General features: G+C 72.2%; 21 protein-coding genes, 1 pseudogene and 1 riboswitch. Of the genes and pseudogenes, 11 read left to right on the forward strand and 11 right to left on the reverse strand.

The features are described 5' to 3' along the window. Positions 1-113: 113 nt before the first annotated feature. Positions 114-1,232 (reverse strand): adenosine deaminase, encoded by a 1,119-nt coding sequence (locus tag HDR73_RS02870; RefSeq protein WP_012300082.1) that lies wholly within the window; start codon positions 1,230-1,232, stop codon positions 114-116. A 102-nt stretch (positions 1,233-1,334) separates the two neighbouring features. Here HDR73_RS02870 and uriH point away from each other — a divergent pair, with 102 nt between their 5' ends. Beyond that, positions 1,335-2,270, forward strand: a complete 936-nt coding sequence (gene uriH, locus HDR73_RS02875) for a uridine-preferring nucleoside hydrolase UriH (RefSeq protein ID WP_012300083.1) — start codon at positions 1,335-1,337, stop codon at positions 2,268-2,270. Between the two features lie 49 nt (positions 2,271-2,319). Here the strand turns inward: uriH and HDR73_RS02880 are convergent, their stop codons facing one another. The 8 genes from HDR73_RS02880 to HDR73_RS02915 all read right to left on the reverse strand — a co-directional run bounded on the left by HDR73_RS02880 (position 2,320) and on the right by HDR73_RS02915 (position 11,839). Continuing rightward, positions 2,320-3,618: a thymidine phosphorylase gene (locus tag HDR73_RS02880; protein WP_012300084.1), complete on the reverse strand. Its 1,299-nt coding sequence runs from the start codon at positions 3,616-3,618 to the stop codon at positions 2,320-2,322. Further along, positions 3,615-4,046, reverse strand: a complete 432-nt coding sequence (locus HDR73_RS02885) for a cytidine deaminase (RefSeq protein WP_012300085.1) — start codon at positions 4,044-4,046, stop codon at positions 3,615-3,617. Before HDR73_RS02885 ends, HDR73_RS02880 begins: the two co-directional genes overlap by 4 nt. Then, positions 4,043-5,344, reverse strand: coding sequence for an ABC transporter permease (locus HDR73_RS02890; RefSeq protein ID WP_094169866.1), 1,302 nt, complete (start codon positions 5,342-5,344; stop codon positions 4,043-4,045). The genes HDR73_RS02885 and HDR73_RS02890 overlap by 4 nt, the downstream gene beginning before the upstream one ends. Next, positions 5,341-6,702 (reverse strand): ABC transporter permease, encoded by a 1,362-nt coding sequence (locus HDR73_RS02895; protein WP_012300087.1) that lies wholly within the window; start codon positions 6,700-6,702, stop codon positions 5,341-5,343. Before HDR73_RS02895 ends, HDR73_RS02890 begins: the two co-directional genes overlap by 4 nt. Further along, positions 6,699-8,240, reverse strand: a complete 1,542-nt coding sequence (locus HDR73_RS02900) for an ABC transporter ATP-binding protein (RefSeq protein ID WP_012300088.1) — start codon at positions 8,238-8,240, stop codon at positions 6,699-6,701. Before HDR73_RS02900 ends, HDR73_RS02895 begins: the two co-directional genes overlap by 4 nt. 81 nt (positions 8,241-8,321) lie before the next feature. Then, entirely contained in the window at positions 8,322-9,416 is a 1,095-nt protein-coding gene (locus HDR73_RS02905; protein WP_012300089.1) for a BMP family lipoprotein, read from the reverse strand. Positions 9,417-9,566: 150 nt separating this feature from the next. Next, positions 9,567-10,643, reverse strand: a complete 1,077-nt coding sequence (locus HDR73_RS02910; protein ID WP_012300090.1) for a BMP family lipoprotein — start codon at positions 10,641-10,643, stop codon at positions 9,567-9,569. Between the two features lie 74 nt (positions 10,644-10,717). Next, positions 10,718-11,839 carry a mannose-1-phosphate guanylyltransferase gene (locus HDR73_RS02915; RefSeq protein WP_012300091.1) on the reverse strand — a complete coding sequence of 374 codons (1,122 nt, stop codon included), beginning with the start codon at positions 11,837-11,839 and terminating at the stop codon, positions 10,718-10,720. 117 nt (positions 11,840-11,956) lie between these two features. Between HDR73_RS02915 and HDR73_RS02920 the strand changes: the two genes are divergently transcribed. The 5 genes from HDR73_RS02920 (at position 11,957) to HDR73_RS02940 (ending at position 16,850) form a co-directional block, all read left to right on the forward strand. After that, entirely contained in the window at positions 11,957-13,132 is a 1,176-nt protein-coding gene (locus HDR73_RS02920; RefSeq protein ID WP_012300092.1) for a glycosyltransferase family 4 protein, read from the forward strand. A gap of 140 nt (positions 13,133-13,272) precedes the next feature. Then, positions 13,273-13,707, forward strand: coding sequence for a succinate dehydrogenase, cytochrome b556 subunit (sdhC, locus tag HDR73_RS02925; RefSeq protein ID WP_086935928.1), 435 nt, complete (start codon positions 13,273-13,275; stop codon positions 13,705-13,707). Then, positions 13,698-14,174, forward strand: coding sequence for a succinate dehydrogenase hydrophobic membrane anchor subunit (locus tag HDR73_RS02930; RefSeq protein WP_012300094.1), 477 nt, complete (start codon positions 13,698-13,700; stop codon positions 14,172-14,174). Before sdhC ends, HDR73_RS02930 begins: the two co-directional genes overlap by 10 nt. A 33-nt stretch (positions 14,175-14,207) precedes the next feature. Beyond that, positions 14,208-16,031, forward strand: coding sequence for a succinate dehydrogenase flavoprotein subunit (gene sdhA / locus HDR73_RS02935; protein ID WP_012300095.1), 1,824 nt, complete (start codon positions 14,208-14,210; stop codon positions 16,029-16,031). Between the two features lie 57 nt (positions 16,032-16,088). Beyond that, a complete protein-coding gene (locus tag HDR73_RS02940; RefSeq protein WP_041464738.1) occupies positions 16,089-16,850 on the forward strand; it encodes a succinate dehydrogenase iron-sulfur subunit in 762 nt (253 codons plus the stop codon). A 74-nt stretch (positions 16,851-16,924) separates the two neighbouring features. On the opposite strand, the gene ptsP is transcribed toward HDR73_RS02940, so the two are convergent. Next, positions 16,925-18,580, reverse strand: a complete 1,656-nt coding sequence (gene ptsP / locus HDR73_RS02945; protein WP_012300097.1) for a phosphoenolpyruvate--protein phosphotransferase — start codon at positions 18,578-18,580, stop codon at positions 16,925-16,927. Between the two features lie 125 nt (positions 18,581-18,705). Here ptsP and HDR73_RS02950 point away from each other — a divergent pair, with 125 nt between their 5' ends. The 4 genes from HDR73_RS02950 to HDR73_RS02965 all read left to right on the forward strand — a co-directional run bounded on the left by HDR73_RS02950 (position 18,706) and on the right by HDR73_RS02965 (position 22,591). After that, on the forward strand, positions 18,706-19,830 hold the full coding sequence (locus HDR73_RS02950; protein ID WP_012300098.1) for a YihY/virulence factor BrkB family protein: 1,125 nt from the start codon (positions 18,706-18,708) through the stop codon (positions 19,828-19,830). Between the two features lie 10 nt (positions 19,831-19,840). Next, the gene (locus tag HDR73_RS02955) at positions 19,841-20,686 is read left to right on the forward strand and encodes an exodeoxyribonuclease III (RefSeq protein ID WP_012300099.1); all 846 of its coding nucleotides are present in this window, start codon (positions 19,841-19,843) and stop codon (positions 20,684-20,686) included. 88 nt (positions 20,687-20,774) lie between these two features. Then, positions 20,775-21,788, forward strand: a complete 1,014-nt coding sequence (trpS, locus tag HDR73_RS02960; protein ID WP_012300100.1) for a tryptophan--tRNA ligase — start codon at positions 20,775-20,777, stop codon at positions 21,786-21,788. Next, positions 21,785-22,591, forward strand: coding sequence for an HAD family hydrolase (locus HDR73_RS02965; protein WP_012300101.1), 807 nt, complete (start codon positions 21,785-21,787; stop codon positions 22,589-22,591). Before trpS ends, HDR73_RS02965 begins: the two co-directional genes overlap by 4 nt. Before the next feature lie 113 nt (positions 22,592-22,704). Here the strand turns inward: HDR73_RS02965 and HDR73_RS02970 are convergent, their stop codons facing one another. After that, on the reverse strand, positions 22,705-23,379 hold the full coding sequence (locus tag HDR73_RS02970; RefSeq protein WP_287136215.1) for a trypsin-like serine peptidase: 675 nt from the start codon (positions 23,377-23,379) through the stop codon (positions 22,705-22,707). A 689-nt stretch (positions 23,380-24,068) separates the two neighbouring features. Next, positions 24,069-24,213, forward strand: a riboswitch (FMN riboswitch). Between the two features lie 70 nt (positions 24,214-24,283). Between HDR73_RS02970 and HDR73_RS02975 the strand changes: the two are divergent. Then, a pseudogene (locus HDR73_RS02975) lies at positions 24,284-24,532 on the forward strand (riboflavin biosynthesis protein RibD); the annotation flags it as partial.

A 24,532-nucleotide genomic window follows, 5' to 3' on the forward strand; every position in this document is an offset into this window, starting at 1 on the left:
CATTACCGTGGGACATCGAGGCCTCCTGGCGATGGTTGAACTGAACAGCTCCATCAAGCCAGGAGGCCTCTTCACACGCCCCGAAGTGTCACCAACGTCATGGCCGAGTACAGCTAGAGGCGGGCGAACCCGTCGGAGATGATCTCGGCGAGCGCCTCGCGCTCCTCGAGCGGCAGGAACGCCGCGGCCGCCGCGTTGAGCTGGAACATCTCGTGATCGTCGAGGTCGTACGCGAACGCGTCCGTCAGGAGCGACAGCTCCCGGCTGATGCTGGTGCCGCTCATCAGGCGGTTGTCGGTGTTGACCGTGACCGCGAAGCCGAGCTGGTACAGCAGGTCGAACGGGTGGTCGACCATCTCGTCGCCCCACACCTCGATCGCGCCGGTCTGCAGGTTGGACGACGGGCTGAGCTCGAGCGGGATGCCGCGGTCTTTGATCCACTGGGCGAGCGTGCCCAGCGTGACGAAGACCTCCTCGCCCTCCTCGCTGTCGATCTCGATGTCCTCGGCGATGCGCACGCCGTGACCGAGGCGGAGGGCCCGGCCGTCGAGGAGCGCGCCGCGGATGGACTCGAGGCCGTCGGCCTCGCCCGCGTGCACGGTGCGGGGCATCCACTCGCGCGCGAGCAGGTCGAACGCGCCCTGCATGCGGGACGGCGGGAAGCCCGCCTCGGGCCCGGCGATGTCGAAGCCGACGACGCCGCGGTCGCGGTGGCGGATGGCGAGCTCGGCGATCTCGGTGCCGCGGTCGAGGTGGCGCATGGCGCTGACGAGCTGGCCGACGCGGATGGATCCGCCCGCCTCCTCGACGCCGCGCACGGCCTCCTCGATGCCGGACTGGACGGCCTCGACCGCCTGGTCGAGCGAGAGGCCCTTCGTGAGGTGCTGCTCCGGCGCCCAGCGGATCTCGCCGTAGACGACGCCGTCGTCGGCGAGGTCCTCGACGAACTCGCGCGCGACGCGGGCGAGCTGCTGCTCGGTCTGCATCACGGCGATGGTGACGTCGAAGGTCTTCAGGTAGTCAACGAGCGATCCCGAGTCGGCGCTGGTGCGGAACCACTCGCCGAGCGCCTCGGCGCCCTGCGCGGGCAGCTCGAGGCCGATCTCGTCGGCGATCTCGACGATCGTCCCGGAACGGAGGCCGCCGTCGAGGTGGTCGTGCAGGGAGACCTTGGGGAGGTCGCGGAACGACCCTCCGCCGGGCAGCGTGGAGTCCTCGGGAGCGATCGTCATGGGACGAATCTACTAGCCTCGACGCGGCCCACGCCGAGGTCGTCGGCACACGAACGATCGGTGTGCGAGACATCCGCGGGCCGCGACCGAGCCGGAGGACCCATGCCCACCAAGATCCTGATCGACTGCGACCCGGGGCACGACGACGCGCTGGCCCTGATGCTCGCGCACGGCAGCCCGGAGGTGGAGGTCGTCGGCATCACCACGGTGGCCGGCAACCAGACGCTGGAGAAGGTGACGCGGAACGCGCTGGCCGTCGCGACGGTGGCCGGGATGCAGGGCGTGCCGATCGCCGCCGGCTGCGCGCGGCCCCTCGTCCGGCCCGTGATGACGGCGCCGGAGATCCACGGCGAGACCGGGCTCGACGGACCCGAGCTGCCGGAGCCCGCCGTCGCGCTCGACCCGCGGCACGCGGTGGACCTCATCATCGAGACGGTCATGGCGCACGCGCCCGGGGAGATCACGCTGGTGCCGCTCGGCGCGCTCACGAACATCGCCCTCGCCGTGCGCCGCGAGCCCCGCATCGTCGAGCGCGTCAAGGAGGTCGTCCTCATGGGCGGCGGGTACCACCACGGCAACCGCACGGCCGTCGCGGAGTTCAACATCGCCGTGGATCCCGAGGCCGCGCACATCGTGTTCGGCGAGGCGTGGCCCGTGACGATGGTGGGCCTCGACCTGACGTACCAGGCGACGGCGACGCCGGAGGTCATGGCGCGCATCGCGGCGCTCGGCACGCCGGCGTCGCGCTTCGTCGTCGACTCGATGGAGTCCTACGGCCGGGCGTACCACGACCGGCAGGACTTCCCGAGCCCGCCCGTGCACGACCCTTGCGCCGTCGCGCGCGTGATCGACCCGCGCCTCGTCTCGGCGCGGCGTGCGCCCGTGTCCGTCGAGCTGACCGGCACGCACACGACCGGCATGACGGTGACGGACCTGCGCCGCCCCGCGCCCGCCGACTGCACGACCCAGGTCGCCGTCGACCTCGACCACGCCGGGTTCTGGGACGTGGTGGTCGACGCGCTCGAGCGCATCGGCTGAGGCGCGTCTCCGCACGGCCGTCGTCGCGGGACGACGGCCGGGCCGTGGGTCAGCCCTCGGCGGTGATGCGCTCCCGGACGAGCGGCCCGCGCGCGACGTGCTCCTCCGCGTCGCCGACGCGGTACGCGCCCTCGAGCGACTCCAGCGCGCGTGCGAACCGCTCGGGCTCGTCGGTGGAGAGCGTGAAGAGGGGGTCGCCGCGGCGCACCGCGTCCCCCGGCTTCGCGTGCAGGTCGACGCCCGCCGCGTGCTGCACGGCGTCGCCCTGGCGGGCGCGACCGGTGCCGAGGCGCCAGGCGGCGATGCCGAACGGGAGCGCGTCCTGCTGCACGAGCACGCCGTCGCGCTCGGCGGTGACCACGTGGGTCTCGCGCGCCACGGGCATCGCGGCGTCCGGATCCCCGCCCTGCGCGCGCACGGTGGCGCGCCACGAGTCCATGGCCCGGCCGTCGCGGAGGGCGACGTCGACGTCGGCGTCGGGGATCCCGACCGCGGCGAGCATCTCCCGCGCGAGCGCGAGCGTCAGCTCGACGACGTCGGCGGGGCCGCCGCCGGCGAGCACCTCGAGGGACTCGCGCACCTCGTTGGCGTTGCCGATGGCGAGGCCGAGCGGCACGTCCATGTCGGTGAGGAGCGCGGTGGTCCGCACCCCGGCGTCGGTGCCGAGCTCGACCATGGTGCGGGCGAGCTCGCGCGACCGGTCGATGTCGGTCATGAAGGCGCCGGAGCCGAACTTGACGTCGAGGACCAGGGCGCCCGTGCCCTCGGCGATCTTCTTGCTCATGATGCTGGAGGCGATGAGCGGGATCGCCTCGACCGTGCCCGTGGTGTCGCGGAGCGCGTAGAGGCGCTTGTCGGCGGGGGCGAGGCCGCTGCCGGCCGCGCAGATCACGCCGCCGTGGTCTCTCATCTGCCGCACCATCTCCTCGGTGGAGAGGTCGGCGCGCCAGCCGGGGATCGACTCGAGCTTGTCGAGCGTGCCGCCCGTGTGGCCGAGGCCGCGGCCCGAGAGCTGCGGCACCGCGACGCCGTAGGAGGCGACGAGCGGCATGAGCGGGAGGGTGATCTTGTCGCCCACGCCGCCCGTGGAGTGCTTGTCGACCGTGGGCTTGCCGAGCCGCGAGAAGTCGAGCGTCTCGCCGCTCGCGATCATGGCGAGCGTGAGGTCGCGGATCTCGGTGCGGTCCATGCCACGCAGCAGGATCGCCATCGCGAGCGCGGCCATCTGCTCGTCCGCCACGTAGCGGTCGGTGTACGCCGCCACGAGCCAGTCGATCTCGGCGGTCGAGAGCCGGCCGCCGTCGCGCTTGGTGCGGATCAGGTCGACGACGTCGAACGCGGCGCTCACGAGCGGTCCCCGTAGGCGTCCAGCGTGCTCGGCCCGAAGGCGTCGGGCAGCACCTCGTCGATCGTGCGGATCCCCGAGACGGTCTCCAGCAGCATGCCCGGCACCGCGTGCTCGAACAGCAGCTGCCGGCAGCGCCCGCACGGCATGAGGATGTTGCCGTCGCCGTCCACGCACGTGAAGGCCATGAGCTGGCCGCCGCCGGTGAGGTGCAGCACGGAGACGAGCGCGCACTCGGCGCAGAGGGTGAGGCCGTAGCTGGCGTTCTCGACGTTGCAGCCGGTGATCACGCGGCCGTCGGTGGCGATGGCCGCGACGCCCACGGGGAACTTCGAATAGGGGACGTACGCGCGGCCCATGGCCTCGTGCGCCGCCTCGCGGAGGGATCCCCAGTCGATGCCGCCCGACTCCACGGGCTCCACAGCGCTCACGACTTCACGTAGGGCTTGCCGGCGGCGGCGGGTCCGCGCACCTGGCCCACGAGTCCGGCGACCGCGGCGATGGTCACGACGTACGGCAGCATCAGCATGAACTCGCTCGGCACGGGCGACCCGATGACGCCGAGGACGTTCTGCAGGTTGCTCGCGAAGCCGAACAGGAGGGCCGCGAGCGTGGCGCGCAGCGGATCCCACCGGCCGAAGATCACGGCGGCCAGCGCGATGAACCCCGCGCCCGCCGTCATCTCCTTGTTGAACGCGCCGACGGATCCGAGCGTGAAGAACGCGCCGCCGAGGCCCGCGATGGCGCCCGCGAGGGACACGTTCCAGAACCGGGTCGCGGAGACCTTGATGCCCACGGTGTCGGCCGCCTGCGGATGCTCGCCCACCGCGCGGAGGCGGAGGCCCCAGCGCGTGTGGAACAGGCAGTACCAGACGAGGAACACGGCCACGTACATGACGTAGACGATGATCGTCTGCCGGAAGAGCACCGGTCCGATGATCGGGATCTGGCCGAGGACCGGGATGTCGATGCGGTCGAAGCGCGGCGGCGAGTTGAGCCGCCCCGGGTCGGCGGACAGCACCTGCGAGAACAGGAAGCTCGTGAGCCCCGTCACCAGGACGTTGAGTACGACGCCGACGATGACCTGGTCGACCAGGTACTTGATGGCGAACGCCGCGAGCACGAACGACACGAGCATGCCGGCGACCATCGCGGACGCGAGGCCGATGAGCGGCTGCCCCGTGAGGGACGCCACGACCGCGGAGACGAACGCGCCCGCCAGCAGCTGGCCCTCGATCGCGACGTTGACGACGCCCACGCGCTCCGAGAGGACGCCGCCGAGCGCGCCGAAGATGAGCGGCACCGACAGGGCGACCGTCCCGACGAGCAGTCCGGGCACGGGGATCGTCTGGCCCGCGGATGCCCAGGTGAGGAACGCCACGAGGAACAGGATCGCGAACACGGCGGTGAACCAGAGCGGCACCTTCGCCGAGCGGCGCACCATCAGCACGGACACCACCGTGAGCGCCGCGAGGACCACGGTGACGACGACGCCGGTCGCGGCGGTCGGCAGCACGAGCGGCGCGAGCTGGATGAGGTCGGTCCCGGTCGAGAGGCCGAACGTGCTCGACCCCTCGCGACCGAGCAGCACGAACAGGACGAGCGAGATCACCGTGAAGACGCCGAAGGCGACGGGCGCCTTCCAGCTGGTGGCGACGGCGCGCTCGAGCGCGGCGGCCGCGGGGACGTGCGGCGCCGGGGCGTGCGCGGCGGGGGTGGTCGCGGTCATGAGCTGAGCGCCGCCTTCCGGATCCGGGTGGTGCGACGCGCCTGGCCCGGCGCGGGCAGGCGGAAGACCGCCCGCACGAGCGGGGGCGCCGCGATGAACAGGACGATGAGCGACTGGACGACCACGACGATGTCGATGGGCACGCCCTCTGCCGCCTGCATCGAGAAGCCGCCGGCCTTGAACGCGCCGAACAGGATCCCCGCGACGAAGACCCCCCAGGGGCGGCTGCGGCCGAGCAGCGCCACCGTGATGGCGTCGAAGCCGATGCCGGCGTCGATCCCCGAGCTGAAGCCCGTCGTGACCGTGCCGAGCACCTGGCTGGCCCCCGCGAGGCCCGCGAGACCGCCGGAGATGAGCATGGCGTAGAGGTAGGAGTTCTTGACGTCGATGCCGGCGACCCGCGCGGCGCTCGGGTTCTCGCCCACCGCGCGGAAGCGGAAGCCGAGGCCGGAGCGGTTGAGGAGGTACCAGACGATCACCGTCGCGACGACGACCACGAGGAAGCCCGCGTGCAGCGAGTACCCGTCGCCGAGGAGCGCCGGGAACACCGCCGTGTCGAGCATGGCCGGTGTCTTCGGGTTGTTCGACCCGGGCGCCTGCAGGAGGCCGGGCGTCCGCAGCAGGTAGGAGAGGAGGTAGAACGCGACGTAGTTGAGCATGATCGTGACGATCACCTCGTGCGCGCCGGTGCGCGCCTTGAGGAGGCCGACGATCCCGCCCCAGACCGCGCCGCCGACGATGCCCGCGCCGACGGCGAGCACCAGGTGGATCACGGGCGGCAGGTCGAAGCTGAAGCCCACCCAGCCGGCGCAGGCCGCGGCGATGAGCATCTGCCCGCGCGCGCCGATGTTGAACAGGCCCACGCGGAACGCGAGCGCGACGCCGAGGCCCGCCGCGATCAGCGGGGTCGCGAAGGTCAGCGTCTCGGTGAGCGGCTTGATGCCGTTCGCGAACCCCGGCCGGCGGAAGTTGTAGATCGAGCCCTGGAAGAGCGCGGAGTAGGCGCCGGACGCGGCGTCCCACCCGGCGCGCAGGGTGTCGAGCGGGCGGCTGAAGAAGTACCCGGCCGCCTTCTGCGTCTCCTCGTCGGTGACGGCGATGAGCAGCGCGCCGACGATCAGCGACAGCACGACCGCGAGCACCGACAGGAGCGCGCTGCCGCTCGCGATCTCGCGGAGGATCTGCCCGGCGCGGGAGCCCTCGTCGCCGTCGCCGCCCGCCACGGCGGGCACGCCCGCGGGCGACTCGGAGCGTGTGGGGTCGCCCACGGATCCGGCCTCGCGACCGGAGGCGGGCAGCTGCCCCGCTGGCGGGTCCTCGGGCCCCTGGCCCTCGGGACGAGTGGTGTCGTCGGTCATGCGGTGCGCCCTCCGGCGGTCGTGGTGGTGGGGACGGATGCGGGGACCTCGCCGGCCATCATCAGGCCGAGCACGTCGCGGGGGGTGTCGCCCGGGACGATGCCGACGATGCCGCCGCGGTACATGACGGCGATGCGGTCGGCCAGCGCCGCGACCTCGTCGAGCTCGGTGGAGACGACGATGACGGGCAGGCCGCGGTCACGGGTCTCGACGACGCGCGTGTGCACGAACTCGATGGAGCCGACGTCGAGGCCGCGCGTGGGCTGCGCGGCGACGAAGAGGCGGAGGTCGCGGCTGAGCTCGCGCGCGAGCACGACCTTCTGCGCGTTGCCGCCGGAGAGCCGGCCGACGTGCGTGTCGATGCCCTGCGTGCGGATGTCGAACTCGCGCACGCGGTCACGCGCGAACTCGTCGAGGTAGCCGAGCTTCAGGGATCCGGCGACGACGAACGGCGGGCTGTCGGACCGGTCGAGCATGAGGTTCTCGGCGATGGTGAACTCGCCGACGAGCCCGTCGTCGTTGCGGTCCTCGGGGACGAAGCCGACACCGGCGTCGAGCACACGGCGGACCGAGCGGCCGGTGAGGCGCGTGCCGTCGAGGTCGATGGTGCCGGACACGCGCGGCTGCAGCCCGAGGATCGCCTCGGTGAGCTCGGTCTGCCCGTTGCCCTGGACGCCCGCGATGGCGAGGATCTCCCCCGCGTGCACCTCGAAGCTCACGCCGTCGACGACGACCTGGCCGGACGCGTCCACCACCGTGAGGTCGCGCACGACGAGGGCGGCGGCGCCCGGCGTCGCGGGCTCCTTCTGCACGGTGAGCGACACGCTCCGGCCCACCATGAGGGACGCGAGCTCGGCGTTGCTCGCGGTGGGCTCGGCCTCGCCGACGACCTTGCCGAGCCGGATGACGGTGATGCGGTCCGCGACCTCGCGGACCTCGCGCAGCTTGTGGGTGATGAAGACGATGCCGGTGCCCGCGTCGCGGAGCTGCTTCATGATCACCATGAGCTCGTCGGTCTCCTGCGGCGTGAGCACCGCGGTCGGCTCGTCGAACACGAGCACCTCGGCGTCACGTGACAGGGCCTTGATGATCTCGACCCGCTGCTGCACGCCGACGGGCAGGTCGGCGACGAGCGCGTCCGGGTCCACGTCGAAGCCGAACCGGGCGGAGATCTCGCGCACCTTCGCGCGGGCGCCCGCCAGGTCGAGCCGTCCGCCGAGCTTCGTCTCCTCGTGTCCGAGCATGACGTTCTCCGCGACCGTGAACACGGGGATGAGCATGAAGTGCTGGTGCACCATGCCGATGCCCGCGGCCATCGCGTCGCCGGGGCCGGCGAACCGCGCCACCCGGTCGTCGAGGAGGATCTCGCCCTCCTCGGCCTGGTACAGGCCGTAGAGGACGTTCATCAGCGTGGACTTGCCCGCGCCGTTCTCGCCCAGCAGGCAGTGGATCTCGCCCGGGTGGACGACGAGGTCGATGTGGTCGTTGGCCACCAGCGCGCCGAAGCGCTTGGTGATTCCCCGCAGTTCGAGCTTCATCGGATCAATCTGTTCGGTGGGTGTGGTGAGCACGCGGCGGGGGGACCGGCGACTGCCGATCCCCCCGCGGTGCGTTCGATGCTACTTCGTCAGCGACGACGGCGACTCGACGGTGATCGAGCCGTCGATGATGCCGGCCTTGATCGTCTCGAGCTCGCCCGAGAGGTCCGACGGGACCTCGGACTCGTAGTCGTGGAACGGGGCGATGTCCACGCCGCCGTTCTTGAGCGTGCCGACGTACGGCGTCGCGTCGAACTTGTCGTCCGCCGCCGTCTTCACGACGTCCTCAACACCGGCGTCGATGCCCTTGAGCACCGAGGTGAGGAAGAGGTCCTTGAGGTCGGGCGCGGTCTCGTACGCGTCGGAGTCGACGCCCACCATGACGACCTTCTTGTCGCTCGAGTCGCGGATGGCCTCGCCCGCGCTGAGGAAGATCGGACCGCCGACGGGCATGATGACGTCCGCGCCCTGGTCGATCAGCGTCTGCGCCGCGGTCTTGGCCGTCTGGTTGGCGACGAACTCGCCGGTGAACGACCCGCTCTGGCTCGCGACGTCCCAGCCGATGGCCTTGACGTCCTTGCCCTTCTGCTCGTTGTAGTAGTTCACGCCGTCGACGAAGCCGTCCATGAAGATCGTGACGGTCGGGATCTGCAGCCCGCCGAAGGTGCCGACGGTGCCGGTCTTCGAGTAGGCCGCCGCCGCGTAGCCCGCGAGGAACGCGGCCTCGCTCGTGTTGAAGGTGATGGGCTTGACGTTCGGTGCGTCGATGGACGCGTCGTCGATGATCGCGTACTCGGTGTCGGGGTTGGCGGCTGCCGCCTCCTTGGTGGCGTCCGCGAGCAGGAAGCCGACGGTGACGATGAGGCCGCAGCCCTGGTCGGCGAGGTTGGTGAGGTTCGGCGCGAAGTCGGTCTCCGCGGCGGACTCGACCGTCTTCGGGGTGTCGAGGCCGAGGTCGGTGGCCGCCTTGGTGAGGCCCTCGAAGCCGAGCTGGTTGAACGACTTGTCGTCGAAGCCGCCGGAGTCGGAGACCATGCAGGAGACGAGGTCGCTCTTCGCGGCGCCGCCGGTGCCTCCCGCGGTCGACTCGGGGGCGGCGCCGCAGCCCGCGAGGATCGCGGTGATGCCGACGGCGGCGAGACCGCCGAGGGCGGCCTTTCGGGTGGTGATGGTCACTGTGGCCTCCAGGTGCAGCCCGGGTCAGCCGGGCGATGTGGGTTCATGTTACCCATGCACGGGAATGCGTCCCGTGCCCCGATCGGGCCCCGGGGCGCAAGCGTTATCGATCCGGGACGGCCCCGAAACACCGCGGCAACACGGGCTCTGCTACGGCGTGGAGACCGACTTCACCTGCACGTCGCCGGAGACGATGCGGGCCTTCAGCGCGTCGAGCTCGGACTGCAGCTCAGGCGACACCGAAGCGGCGAGGTCGTGGTACTCCGCGAGCCCGACGCCGCCGTTCGCGAGCGTGCCCACGTACGGCTCCGACGTGAACGACCCCTTCTGGTCGTCGGCCACGATGTCGACCACGGCCTCGCCGGTGTCCTTGAGCACGCTCGTGAGCAGGAGCGGCCGGTACTCGGCGGGGAGGGTGTCGTAGCCGTCGTTGTCGACCCAGATCAGCTTGCCGCTGCCGTGCGCGAGGATCGCGGACGCCGCACCCTCCCCCACCTGACCGGCCACCGGCATGATGACGTCGGCGCCCTGGTCGAGCAGGTTCTGCGTCGTGGTCTGGCCCTTCGACACGTCCTCGAAGTCACCGGTGAAGGTGCCGTCCTGCGCCGCGGCGTCCCAGCCGAGCGCCTGGACGCTCGTGCCGTGCGCCTGGTTGTACGCGGCCACGCCGTCGACGAAGCCGTCCATGAAGAGGGTGACGGGCGGCTGGTTGCCTCCGCCGAAAGTGCCGACCTTGCCGGTCTCGCTCACGCCCGCCGCGAGGTAGCCCGCGAGGTAGGAGGCCTGCGCCGTGTCGAACACGAGCGGCTTGACGTTCGGGGCGTCGACGACCTCGTCGACGATGGAGAAGTGCACGTCCGGGTTGGCGGCGGCCGCAGCCGACGTGGCGTCCGCCAGCTCGTAGCCGACGGTGAGGATGAAGCCGCAGCCCGTGCCCACCGCCTGCTCGACGTTCGGGGCGAGATCGGTCTCCGAGGTCGAGACGAGGACGTCCGCCTGGATCCCCAGCTCCTGCTCCGCGCGCTGGAGCCCCTCCCAGCTCGACTGGTTGAAGGAGCGGTCCTGCAGGCCGCCGGAGTTGGTCACCATGCGGGCGCAGTAGTCGCTCGCGGACGCGGATCCGGTGGCGCCGGGCTCGGGGGCCGCGCCGCACCCGGCGAGGGCCGCGGCGGAGAGGAGGGCGATGGGCAGGATGACGGCGCGGACGGCGCCGCGGGTGCGGGGCATCCCCGGAATCTAACGGCGGCGCTCCCGGCGCCTTCCGGCCATCGGGAGCGCCCGCGGGGTTCGTTACCCCTTCGTTACAGGACGTCCGTCCCGCCGCTGAGCTTGAGCGCGTCCACCACGCTCTTCACGCGCTGCGCGTTCTCCTTGGTGGTCACGAGCAGGGCATCGGGGGTGTCGACGACGACGATGTCCCGCACCCCGATGAGGCTGATCACGCGCTTGCTGTTGGCGACCACGATGCCGCTCGACGCGTCGGACAGGACGCGCGCGTCCTCCCCGAGGATCACGAGGTCGGACTTGCGGCCGCTCGAGTGCATCTTGGCGACGGAGGCGAAGTCGCCCACGTCGTCCCAGGTGAAGCGGCCGGGGATCACGGCGAGCGCCCCACGGGCGGCGGCCGGCTCGGCGACCGCGTAGTCGATCGCGATCTTCTTGAGGTTGGGCCACACGCGGTCGACGACGAGGCCGCGGTCAGCGGTGTCCCACGCCTCGGCGAGCTCGAGGACGCCCTTCAGCAGCTCAGGCTCGGTGCGGCCGAGCTCCTCGAGGAGGCGGTCGGCGCGGGCGATGAACATGCCGGCGTTCCAGAGGTGCGTGCCGCCCTTCACGTAGCCGCGGGCGACGCCGATGCTCGGCTTCTCCACGAACGACGCGACCTTGAGGGCGTGCGGGGCGTCCGGGATGCTGAGCGCCTTGCCGGTGTGGATGTAGCCGAAGCCGGTCGCGGGCTCCGTCGGCGTGATGCCGATGGTGGTGATGTAGCCGGCATCGGCGGCGATGACGGCCTCGCGCACGGTGTCGCGGAAGCGGTCGGGGTCGGCAATGACGTGGTCGGCCGCGAACGAGCCGATGATGACGCCCGGCTCGCGGCGCTGGAGGATGGCCGCGGCCAGTGCGATGGCGGCGGTGCTGTCGCGCCCCTCGCTCTCGAGGACGACGTTCGGGTCGGCGAGCTCGGGCAGCTGCGCCTCGACGGCGGCCCGGTGGGCGCGGCCGGTGACGACCATGATCCGGTCCTCGCCGGAGAGCGGGGCGAGGCGCTCCCACGTGTCGCGGAGGAGCGTGCGGCCGGAACCGGTGAGGTCGTGGAGGAACTTCGGTGCGTCCGCGCGGGACAGCGGCCAGAGGCGCGAGCCCACGCCCCCCGCGGGGATCACGCTGTAGAAACGGGAGATCGCGCTCGTCTGCTCGGTCATGGGCCCACACTATCGGCACCCTGGGAAACAGCCGGATGCGTCGAGTTCACGTGACGGCAACGGGGCGTTCACGGGGCCGCGGCGACGGCGACGGCCCCCGTCCCTAGCGTCGGGGGCATGCGCGTAGCCGTCGTCAGCGAGAGCTTCCTCCCCACCGTCAACGGCGTCACCACGAGCGTCTGCCGGGTGCTCGAGCACCTGAGGGACCGCGGTCACCAGGTGATGGTGATCGCCCCGGACGCCGGCGCCCCGTCCGAGTTCGCGGGCTTCCCCGTCCACGGCGTCCCCGCCTTCGCCTACCGGCAGTTCCCGGTGGGGATCCCCAGCCCGCAGGTGCTGCGCCTCCTGACCGACTTCACGCCGGACGTGCTGCACACCGCGTCGCCCCTCTTCCTGGGCGCGCAGGCCATCGCGGCCGCGACCCGCATCGACACCCCGTCCGTCGCCGTGTTCCAGACCGACGTGGCCGGCTACGCCCGCCGGAACCGCCTGGCCGCGACCGCGCCGTACGTGTGGCGGCTCGTGCGCTGGATCCACCAGGGCGCCGACCTGACCCTCGCACCGTCGAGCGCCGCGGCCGCCGACCTCGCGGCAGCGGGCGTCGAGCGCGTCGCCCGCTGGGGTCGCGGCGTCGACCTCGACCGCTACCACCCCCGCAACCGCGCCATGGAGGACGCGGTCGCGCTCCGGCACCGCGTCGCGCCGGGCGGCGAGACGGTCGTCGGCTACGTGGGCCGCATCGCCCCCGAGAAGCAGCTCGAGCGGTTCTCCGCGCTCCGCGGGATCCCCGGCGTGCGCTTCCTCATCGCGGGCGACGGCCCGAGCCAGGCCTCGGCACGACGCGCCCTCGCGGGCATGCCCGTCACGTGGCTCGGCCGCGTGGGCGGTCGCGAGCTCGCCGCCGCGTACGCCGCCATGGACGTCTTCGTGCACACCGGCACCGAGGAGACGTTCGGCCAGACCGTGCAGGAGGCGCACGCGTCCGGCCTCCCCGTGGTCGCGCCGCACGCCGGCGGACCGATCGACCTGGTCGCGCACGGGACGGACGGCTTCCTCTTCGACCCGGCGTCGCCCCGGGACGCGCACCTGCGCCGCCTCGTGGACGAGCTCGTCGCCAGCGAGCCGATGCGGCTCCGCATGGGCGAGGCCGGTCGCCGGGCCGTCCTCGGCCGCTCCTGGGCCACGATCGGCGACGAGCTCATCGGGCACTACGGCCGCGCCGTCTCCGCGCGCCGCTCGGCCCTGCAGGCGGCTGGTCCCGCGGACGCCGGCCCCGTCCCCGTCGTCGCCTGACCCCGTCGCCCACGGCCCGCGACGCTTAGGGTGCCCTAACGGGTGACCGCCCGGACCCGCCCGTAGACTCGTCGACGACGCGCAATGTCGGCGCGAAGGCGCTCCGCCCTCGGGGCACCAGCATCAGGGAGGGTCGTTCCGTGTCCATCAAGACGGCAGGAACCCGCGAACCGCACACGTCGCGCGCACCGAAGGTCCCCGCGGGGACGCTGTACCGGGGCCGTGAGGGCATGTGGTCATGGGTGTTGCACCGCATAACCGGCGTGTCCATCTTCTTTTTCCTCCTCGTGCACGTGCTCGACACGAGCCTCATCCGCGTGAGCCCCGAGGCCTACAACGCGGTCATCGGCACGTACAAGAACCCGATCATGGGCATCGGCGAGGTCGCCCTCGTCGGGGCCATCGGCTTCCACGCGCTCAACGGGCTGCGGATCATCCTCATCGACTTCTGGCGCTTCGGCGCCAAGCACCAGCGGCTCATGTTCTACGTGGTCATCGGCCTGTGGGTCGTGCTCATGGCCGGCTTCGTGCCGCGCCACCTCATGAACGTGTTCAGCGAAGCGGGATGGATCTGATCGTGAGCGACATCGCACAGCAGGTGAGCATCGAGCGTCCCCGCCAGCCCCGGCAGCCGCGTCGTCAGGGCGGCGTCAACTGGGAGAAGTGGGGCTGGATGTACATGCGCGCCTCGGGCGTCGTGCTCGTCGTGCTCATCTTCGGCCACCTCTACGTCAACCTCATCCAGGGCGAGGGCATCAAGGCCATCGACTTCGCGTTCGTCGGCGGCAAGCTCTCCGACCCGTTCTGGAAGGTGTGGGACATCGCGCTCCTCTGGCTCGCGGTCATCCACGGCGCCAACGGCATGCGCACCCTCGTGAACGACTACGCCGCGTCGCCCCGCACCCGCACGATCCTCAAGGGCGCGCTCGTCACGTCCACGGTCGTCCTGCTGGTGCTCGGCACGCTCGTCGTCTTCACCTTCGACCCGTGCCCCGCCGGCCAGCCCGCCGACCTGCTGCCCTCCTTCTGCGGCGACCTCTAGCCGCTCACCCCTCCCGCCTCGAGAAAGAAGCCCGTGACCACTGACACCGCCACCCCCGGTTCCGAGCCCTCCGCGAGCACCATCGTGGACGGCGTCCACTACCACCAGTTCGACATCGTCATCGTGGGTGCGGGCGGCGCCGGCATGCGCGCGGCGATCGAGGCGGGACCGCAGGCGAACACGGCCGTCATCTCGAAGCTCTACCCGACGCGCTCCCACACGGGCGCGGCGCAGGGCGGCATGGCCGCCGCGCTCGCGAACGTCGAGGAGGACAGCTGGGAGTGGCACACCTTCGACACCGTCAAGGGCGGCGACTACCTCGTCGACCAGGACGCGGCGGAGATCCTCGCGAAGGAGGCCATCGACGCGGTCATCGACCTCGAGAACATGGGCCTCCCCTTCAACCGCACGCCCGACGGCAAGATCGACCAGCGCCGCTTTGGCGGCCACACGGCCGACCACGGCAAGAGCCCCGTCCGCCGGTCCTGCTACGCGGCCGACCGCACGGGCCACATGATCCTGCAGACGCTGTACCAGAACTGCGTCAAGTTCGGCATCAACTTCTTCAACGAGTTCTACGTCCTCGACCTCGTCATGGCCGAGGTCGACGGCAAGGAGCAGCCCGCGGGCGTCGTGGCCCTCGAGCTGTCGACCGGCGAGATCCACGTCTTCCAGTCGAAGGCCGTGATCTTCGCGACCGGCGGCTTCGGCAAGATCTACAAGACGACCTCGAACGCGCACACCCTCACGGGCGACGGCGTCGGGATCATCTGGCGCAAGGGCCTGCCGCTCGAGGACATGGAGTTCTTCCAGTTCCATCCGACCGGTCTGGCCGGCCTCGGCATCCTCCTGTCCGAGGCGGCCCGCGGCGAGGGCGCGATCCTCCGCAACAGCGAGGGCGAGCGGTTCATGGAGCGCTACGCGCCCACCATCAAGGACCTCGCTCCCCGCGACATCGTCGCCCGGTGCATGGCCACGGAGATCCGCGAGGGTCGCGGCGCGGGCCCGAACGAGGACTACGTCTACCTCGACATCACGCACCTGGAGCCCGCGGTCATCGACGCGAAGCTCCCGGACATCACGGAGTTCGCGCGCACGTACCTCGGCGTCGAGCCGTACACGGAGCCCGTGCCCGTGCTGCCGACCGCGCACTACGCGATGGGCGGCATCCCCACGAACATCAAGGCCGAGGTCCTCTCCGACAACTCCACCGTGGTGCCCGGCCTCTACGCGGCCGGCGAGTGCGCGTGCGTGTCCGTCCACGGATCCAATCGCCTCGGCACCAACTCGCTCCTCGACATCAACGTGTTCGGCAAGCGCGCGGGCAACTACGCGGCCGAGTACGTCAAGGGCGTCGACTTCACGCCGCTCCCCGCGGACGCCGCGGACTTCGTGAAGGGCCTCGTCGAGGGCGCGCGCAACTCCAACGGCACCGAGCGGATCTCGACCCTGCGTCGCGAGCTGCAGGAGTCGATGGACCGCAACGCCCAGGTGTTCCGCACCGAGGACACGCTGATCGAGGTCACCAAGGTGATCGCCGACCTGCGCGATCGGTACACGAACATCCAGGTGCAGGACAAGGGCCAGCGGTTCAACACGGACCTGCTCGAGGCCATCGAGCTCGGCTTCCTGCTCGACCTCGCGGAGGTCGTCGTGTACTCGGCGATGTACCGCAAGGAGAGCCGCGGCGGCCACTTCCGCGAGGACTTCCCGAAGCGGGACGACGAGAACTACATGGTCCACACCATGGCGTACCTCACCGGCGACGCGCACAGCACCGACGCCGGCGACCACATCAAGCTCAGCACCAAGCCCGTGGTCATCACGAACTACCAGCCGATGGAGCGGAAGTACTGACCCCTGGGGTCAGCACCGACGCACATCACCGCACCACCGATCCGATAGGACGCACGCGTGAGCACCGCAACCCTGGACGCACCCCCCGCGGGAGAGGCCTCGGCCATCCCCACCTTCACGGTGACCCTCATCATCCGCCGCTACCTGCCCGGCCAGGACGCCGAACCGCGATGGGAGGACTTCGACGTCGAGGTCTACCCGACCGACCGCATCCTCGACGCGCTGCACAAGATCAAGTGGGAGCAGGACGGGTCGCTGACCTTCCGCCGCTCCTGCGCGCACGGCGTGTGCGGATCCGACGCGATGCGCATCAACGGCCGCAACCGCATGGCCTGCAAGACGCTCATCAAGGACCTCGACATCTCGCAGCCCATCTACGTGGAGGCCATCAAGGGCCTGCCGCTGGAGAAGGACCTCGTCGTCGACATGGAGCCGTTCTTCGAGTCGTTCCGCGACGTGCAGCCGTTCCTCATCTCCAACACGAAGCCGGAGAAGGGCAAGGAGCGGATCCAGTCCGCGGCCGAGCGCGCCCGCTTCGACGACACCACCAAGTGCATCCTCTGCGCCGCGTGCACGTCGTCGTGCCCCGTGTTCTGGACCGACGGCCAGTACTTCGGTCCGGCCGCCATCGTCAACGCGCACCGCTTCATCTTCGACTCGCGCGACGAGTCGAACGTGCGCCTCGACATCCTCAACGACAAGGAGGGCGTGTGGCGGTGCCGCACGACCTTCAACTGCTCCGAGGCCTGCCCGCGCGGCATCCAGGTGACGCAGGCGATCGCCGAGGTCAAGCAGGCGATCATGCGCGGCAAGGCGTAGCGCCGCAGCCCCACCGCACGAACACGGCCCCGCAGCTCCTCGGAGCTGCGGGGCCGTGCGTCTGCGCGGGCGGGTCAGGCGGCCGCGAGGATCCGCTCGGCCGCGGCGCGAGCATCGGCCGCCGTGCGTGCGCAAAGGACGGCCTGTGCGGCGGCGCGCGCGTCGTCGAGGGTGCGGCGGCCGAGCTCCAGGCGGACGTCGGCGAGCGCGGCGGGCGTCATCGAGAGGCTCGTGGCGCCCAGGCCGACGAGCACCACCGCGAGGAGCGGGTCGGCGGCCGCCTCGCCGCAGATGCCCACCGGCGTGCCGGACGCACGGCCCGCGTCGCCCAGCGTGCGGACGAGGCGGAGGACCGCCGGGTGCCACGGGTCCTGGTAGGACGCGACCGAGCCGAGCAGGCGGTCCGCCGCCATCGTGTACTGCGTGAGGTCGTTCGTGCCGATGCTCACGAAGTCGGCGACCTCGACGACCTGGTCGGCGAGGAGCGCGAGCGACGGCACCTCGGCCATCACGCCCACCGTGCGGAGCCCGAGCTCGCGGCCGAGGTCGACGAAGTACGCCGTCTCCTCCGCGTCGGCGACCATGGGCGCCATGACCCAGAGGTCGGCGTCGGTGGCCGCGTCCGCCGCGGCGAGGGCCGTGAGCTGGTCGCGGAGGATCTGCTCGTGCGCGCGGAGGGCTCGCAGGCCGCGGAGGCCGAGCGCCGGGTTCTCCTCGTCGGCGTCGGTGAGGAAGGCGAGCGGCTTGTCGGCGCCGGCGTCGAGCGCGCGGACCACGACCTTGCGGTCGGGGAAGGCCTCGAGGAGCGCCGTGTACTGCGCGGTCTGCGCCGCGACGGACGGCGCCTCGGCGGCGTCGAGGAACAGGAACTCGGTGCGGAAGAGGCCGACGCCCTCGGCGCCGAGCTCGACCGCGCGGGCGGCCTCCGCCGGGGATCCGAGGTTGGCGAGGAGCGGGACGGGCGTGCCGTCCGCCAGCGCGCCGTCGGTGACGGGCAAGGCCAGCGCCTCCTCGCGGGCGCGGATGCGGCGCACGGCGTCCTCGCGCTCGGCGTCGGACGGATCCGCGATGACGAGGCCGGCCGCGGCGTCGACGACGACCTCGGTGCCCTCGGGGAGGCCGGCGGCGCCCGTCGCGCCGACGATGGCCGGGATGGACCGGCTGCGGGCGAGGATCGCGGTGTGGCTGGTGGGGCCGCCGTCGGTCGTGACCAGGGCGAGCACGCGGTCGAGCTCGAGGAGGGCCGTGTCGGCGGGCGCGAGGTCGCGCGCGACGAGGACGAAGGGCGCGTCCGCCGTCGGGATCCCCGGCGCAGGCACCCCCCGGAGCCGCGCGATGACGCGCTGGGCGACGTCGGCGAGGTCCGCCGCGCGCTCGGCCATGTAGCCGCCCATGCCGGTGAGCAGCTCCTGGAAGGTGGCGAACGCCTCGAAAACGGCGCGCTCGCCCGAGCGTCCCTGGCCGACGAGCCGGCTGACCGAGTCGAGGAGGGCGGGGTCGCGCGCCATGAGCGACTGCGCGTCGAGCACGTCCTTCGCGTCGCCGCCGGCGCGGGCGCCGCGCGCAGCGAGGTCGTCGGCCGTGGCGGCGAGGGCGTCGGCGACGCGGGCGACCTCGGCGTCGGCGTGGCCCGTGAACGGCTCCGTGCCGGGCTCGGGCAGCGGGTCGGGCATCCGCATCACGGGCCCGGTGGCCACTCCGTGTCCGACTCCGATACCGGTGATGCGCACAGGGACTCCCTCGCTCGGGTGCGTGACGCGCGGACGGACGGCGCCCGCGCGGGTCGCCGTCCGGTCGGGGTGCCGGAACGGCCCGCCCACGCTACCAGGGGCCCGGCGGCCCGTATCCTCGGGGGATGACCGCCCCCGACGGCCGCGGGCGCCCCGACCGCGCCGCCTCCGCATCCGCCTCCCCCGGCACGCCGCCCCAGGACCCACCCGCGCCCACGGGCATCCCGGCGCTCGTCACCCGCGTGATGGCGCTGAAGCCCGTGCGCGTGTTCCTCGCCTACGGGGCCGCCGGCGGACCGATCCTCGCCGCCGGCATGTCGTACCAGGCGGTGTTCGCGGTGTTCGCGGCGCTCGCGGTCGGCTTCTCGGTGGCGGGCTCGGTGCTCGCGGACAACCCGATGCTGCTCGACTCGCTGCTCAGCATCATCCAGGGGGCGGTGCCCGGCCTGTTCGGACCCGATGGTGTGATCAAGGACCCGCAGGAGCTGCTCCAGTCGCGCGCGATCAACCTGGCCGGCATCATCGGCTCCATCGGCCTCCTCGTCACCGCGCTCGGCTGGCTGGCCTCGACGCGCGACTCTGTCCGGCGCATCTTCGAGCTGCCGCCGCCGATCACGTTCTTCCTGCTCCTCAAGGTGAAGGACCTCGGGCTCGCGCTGGTCTTCGCCCTCGCGATGCTGCTGTCGGCGGCGCTCTCGGTGGTCAGCACCGGGCTCCTCGGCTTCGTGTTCCGGCTGATGCAGGTCGGCGAGGACTCGCTGCTCGCGATCGTCGTGGGCCGCACCGTGGGCCTCGCGCTCGTGCTCGCGCTCGACACTGCCGTGCTCGCGGGGGCGTACCGGATCCTGTCGGGCGTCCGGATCCCCCGGACGCAGCTCCTCCAGGGCGCGCTCCTCGGCGGCGTGGCGATGGGCGTCCTCAAGGTGCTCGGCACGGCGCTCCTCGGCGGCGCGAGCCGGAACCCGCTGCTCGCGTCGTTCGCGGTGATCATCGGGCTCCTGATCTGGTTCAACCTCATCTGCCAGGTCATCCTCATCTGCGCGTCGTGGATCGCCGTGAGCATGCAGGACCGCGGCATCGACGCCCGGTCCCTCACCCCCGAGCAGCTGGAGCAGGAGCGCGTCGCGAAGCTCGACGAGGCACGCCGGATCCTCGAGGAGGAGGAGCGTGCCCGGGAGCGGGAGCGGTACGCGCAGTCGCGCGGCATCACGCGGGTGCTGCTCGGGTTGCGGCGGAGACGCCGCCGTTAGGATCGAGACCATGCCCTCGAACCTCCGCGTCGCGTCCATCAACACGAACGGCATCCGGGCCGCGTTCCGCAAGGGCATGGGCGACTGGCTCGACACGCGCGACGTCGACATCCTCGCCATCCAGGAGGTCCGCGCCGAGACGAGCGACATCGAGGGCCTCCTCGGCCCCGAGTGGAACGTGCTGCACGACGCCGCGACCGCCAAGGGCCGCGCGGGCGTCGCCATCGCGAGCCGCCGCCGCGCCGAGATCCACCGCGTCGCCATCGGCGCGGAGGACTTCGACAGCGCGGGCCGCTGGCTCGAGGCCGACTACGACGTGGACGGCACGATCGTCACGGTCGTGAGCGCCTACGTGCACTCCGGCGAGGTCGGCACCGCCAAGCAGGACGAGAAGTGGCGCTTCCTCGACGGCATGGAGAAGCGCCTGCCCGAGATCGCCGAGCACTCCGAGCTCGCGGTCGTCGTCGGCGACCTCAACGTCGGGCACCGCGAGCTCGACATCCGCAACTGGAAGGGCAACGTGAAGCGCGCCGGGTTCCTGCCGCGCGAGCGCGCCTACCTCGACCGGATCCTCGGCGCGCGCGGCGAGGACGTCACGGGCGTCGACGGATCCACCGGCCCCGGCCTCGGCTGGGTCGACGTCGGACGCCAGCAGGCCGGCGAGGTCGACGGCCCGTACACGTGGTGGAGCTGGCGCGGCAAGGCGTTCGACAACGACACCGGCTGGCGCATCGACTACCAGCTCGCGACCCCGGCCCTCGCGGAGAAGGTCGTGGGCTACGCGGTCGACCGCGCCGAGGCCTACGACAAGCGATGGTCGGACCACACGCCCGTGGTCGTCGACTACGCGATCTGACCCGTCGCCCGCACCCTCGCTCCCCTCCCCCTCCGCGCCGCACCGGCGCCCCGCGAGCGTCCCGCGCTCCCCTCACGAAGGCATCGCCATGACCGCACGTCCCGTCCTCTTCTCCGGCATGCAGCCGTCCGCCGACTCGCTGCAGATCGGCAACTACATCGGCGCGCTCCTGCAGTGGAAGGAGCTGCAGACCACGCACGACGCCGTGTTCTGCGTCGTCGACCTGCACGCCATCACCGTCCCGCAGGATCCGGGGGCCCTCCGCGACTCCACCCGGCGCACCGCCGCGCAGTACATCGCGGCGGGCATCGACCCGGCCGTCTCCACGCTCTTCGTGCAGTCGCACGTGTCGGCGCACACCGAGCTGGCGTGGATCCTCAACACGCTGACCGGCTTCGGCGAGGCGAGCCGCATGACCCAGTTCAAGGACAAGTCGCAGAAGCAGGGCGCCGACGCGACGACCCTCGGGCTCTTCGCGTACCCGACGCTCATGGCGGCCGACATCCTGCTCTACGGCACCGAGGTCGTACCCGTGGGGGACGACCAGAAGCAGCACGTGGAGCTCACGCGCGACCTCGCGAAGCGCTTCAACTCGCGGTTCGGCGACGTGTTCCGCATCCCGGAGCCGATGATCCAGAAGGACACGGCCCGCATCTACGACCTGCAGGACCCGACGTCGAAGATGAGCAAGTCCGCGGCCAGCGACGCGGGCGTCGTGTGGCTGCTGGACGAGCCCGCGAAGACCGCCAAGAAGATCCGCTCGGCCGTCACCGACACCGGCCGCGAGGTGCGCTTCGACCGCGGCGAGAAGCCCGGCGTCTCGAACCTGCTGACGATCCTGTCGGCCTTCGAGGGCACCGCCGTGCCCGCGCTCGAGGAGCGCTACGCGGGCCGCGGCTACGGCGACCTCAAGAAGGACGTCGCCGAGACCGTCACGGGCGTGTTCGAGCCGATCCGCGCGCGGAGCCTCGAGCTCCTCGACGACCCGGCCGAGCTCGACCGCATGCTCGCCGGCAACGCGGAGCGCGCCGAGGAGCGGGCGGACGCCATGCTCGCCCGCGTGTACGACGCCGTCGGGCTCGTGCGGCGCGTGGGACGGTGACCCTGCGGCTGGTCCTCCTCGACCTCGACGACACGCTGGTGGACCACCGCGGCGCCGTCGCGGAAGGGATCACGGCGCACGCCGCGGCGCGGGGACTGCTCGACGCCGAGGACGCCACCGCCGCCGACCGCGCCGTTGGGCTGTGGCGCGACCTCGAGGAGGAGCACTACCACCGGTACCTCGCGGGCGAGCTGGACTTCCAGGGCAAGCGTCGGGCGCGGGTGCGCGGCTTCCTCGCCGCCATGGGGTCCCCCGATGCGGACGACCTCACGGACGACGACGCCGCGACGGACGCGTGGTTCGCCGGCTACCTCACGGGGTACGCGGCCGCGTGGCGGACGCTGCCCGGAGCCCACGACGCCCTCGACGAGATCGAGCGCCGGCACCCCGGCGTGCGCCTCGGCATCGTGACCAACGGCGAGCGCAGCCAGCAGGAGCCGAAGATCGCCGCTGTCGGGCTCACCGCACGCCTGGCTCCCGTGGTCTGCTCGGGCGACCTCGACTTCGCCAAGCCCGACCCGCGGATCTTCCACCTCGCGTGCGCGGAGGCGGGCGTGGATCCGGCCGACGCCGTCATGGTGGGCGACCGGCTCCGCACCGACGCGCTCGGGGCGGCCGACGCGGGGCTCGGCGGCGTGTGGCTGGATCGAGGCGGTCGGTCGCGCATCGTCGCGCCGGCGGGCGGGGACGCCGCCGTGGACAGTCGTGTTCCGGGAGCGGTACTCCGCATCACGGCCCTCGACGCGCTTGCCGCAGCCGTCACCGCTCTCTCGGACCGGCCGGGTCGCGGCGCCGGGGCCTGAGGAGAGGCCCGGACGCGGAGCACCGGAGGCCACCTCCGGACGACCAGCCCGGCGGGAGCCCCCGAGATCCGGCGCGCGCGTCGCCGCGCGGCCGCCCTCGGGGGCTCGGCCGCTCAGCCCCGACCGTCGCGGTCGGCCTGGGCGAGCATCCGCTTCGTCAACTCGCTCGGCACCGCTGCCTCCAGGTAGACCTCCCCGGCGCTCCCGGAGGTGACGCCGCGGACGAAGCCCCTGCCGGTCTTCGCGTCGAACCGGTCGACCCAGGGCCCTCCGGACCCGCCGCCTTCGAACCCGCAGCCCTCTGCGGCCATGACCCCTGCGTGGCCCGAGTCCACGGTCGAGGTCCGGCACGCGGACAGGCGAGCACCGCCGAGGCGGTTGACCGGATACGCGAGCAGTTCGATGGGGAGGCCGGACGGCGCGGCACCGATGGTCAGGCCGTCACCTCCCACGATGGACCCCAGCGACCGGCCGGCGGGGTCCGGGGCGGTCACCGCGAAGCCGATGTCCGTCGCCGCCACGTCCGAGGGTATGGGTCCCTCGCTCCCCTTCGTTATCCATGCCGTGCTCGTGAGCAGGTGCTTCTCGGGGAAGTGTCCGAACGGGGCTCGGCCGTCGACATAGCCCGGCACGAATTCCCAGTGCCGCTGCCACCCCCCGCCCTGGCCGGTGTGCACGCAGTGCCCCGCCGTCATGACGACCCGGCCGCTCGGGGTGTTGATCGCCACTCCCGAGCAGGCGTATCGGTGGACCTCTCCGGGGTCCGTGTAGAAGACCCTGCCGACCACGGCCGATCCCCGCGGCTCCTCGAAGGCCTGCGGACCCACCGCGGCCGACGTCGGCGCGGCAGGCTGCGCCAGGGTCTCCATCCGCGCGACCGCAGCGGAGCCGCTCTCCTCGTCGGGGACACCGGACGCGTCAGGGTGTCCGGGATCCGACAGGGACGTCGGAACGGGAGCCTCTATCGCGGTCCGCATCCGCTCCGGCGTCCAGTACTCGGTGGACGACACGTCGGATGCCGTCTCGCCGGGCGACTCCACGGTCGCATCGACGATGTCCCCACTGGATGCCTCCCCTCGAGCTGCGGGGGGCGGCAGGGCGGGGCGGGGCGCCGAGCCGGCGGCGGTCGCCGGGCCCCCGCCCAGCAGGCACGCGGCGACCACCGCGGAGGCGAGGGCCCAACGGGCACCTATCTGCATCATCATGTACTTCCCATCACTTCCCGGGCCGGGCCGGGCCGCGCCACGCCACGCCACGGCGCGCCACGGCCCACCCGCATCACGATGACGACGGAGACCCCCGGAGGGCACGGTAGCCAGAATCGCGGGTCGGAGGCCGGCGGCCTGCACAGCACGACGCCGCGATGGGGCGACGACGGGACCGCCCGGCTGCCGGGTCGCCACCTCCTCCAGACCGCGCACCGTCATCCGGCGACTCCGGCTGGGTGCGCCCGGCCCAGTGGGATATAAAGGACGGACACGTGCTCCGGGGTCGGTGGAAATCCGAGCCGGCGGTGACAGTCCGCGAACGGACGATGCGCGACCGGGTCCCCGGGAGCCTCGTCCGCCGATCCGGTGGGAATCCGGGACCGACGGTGAGAGTCCGGATGGGAGGCGCACGCGGCGCCAGCGACCCTGCCGGCGTCGAGGTCTCGTCGACCGCGCCCGGAGTCCGTCCACGGACGAGGACACCATGCACGACGGCCCGACGGCACCCGAGGCGCACGCCCTCGCACCCGGCGATCCCGCGCTCGAGCGCGCGATGCGCCGCGGCCTCGAGCTCGCCGCCGAAGGGCCCGCGTGGGGGCCGAACCCGCGCGTCGGCTGCGTGATCCTCGACGCCTCCGGCCGCGTCATCGCCGAGGGCCGCCATCGCGGCGCCGGATCCGCGCACGCCGAGGTCGACGCCCTCCGGCAGCTGCCCGCGGGCGGGGCGCGCGGC

It is taken from the genome of Clavibacter sp., assembly GCF_014802555.1.
Lineage (GTDB): Bacteria > Actinomycetota > Actinomycetes > Actinomycetales > Microbacteriaceae > Clavibacter > Clavibacter sepedonicus.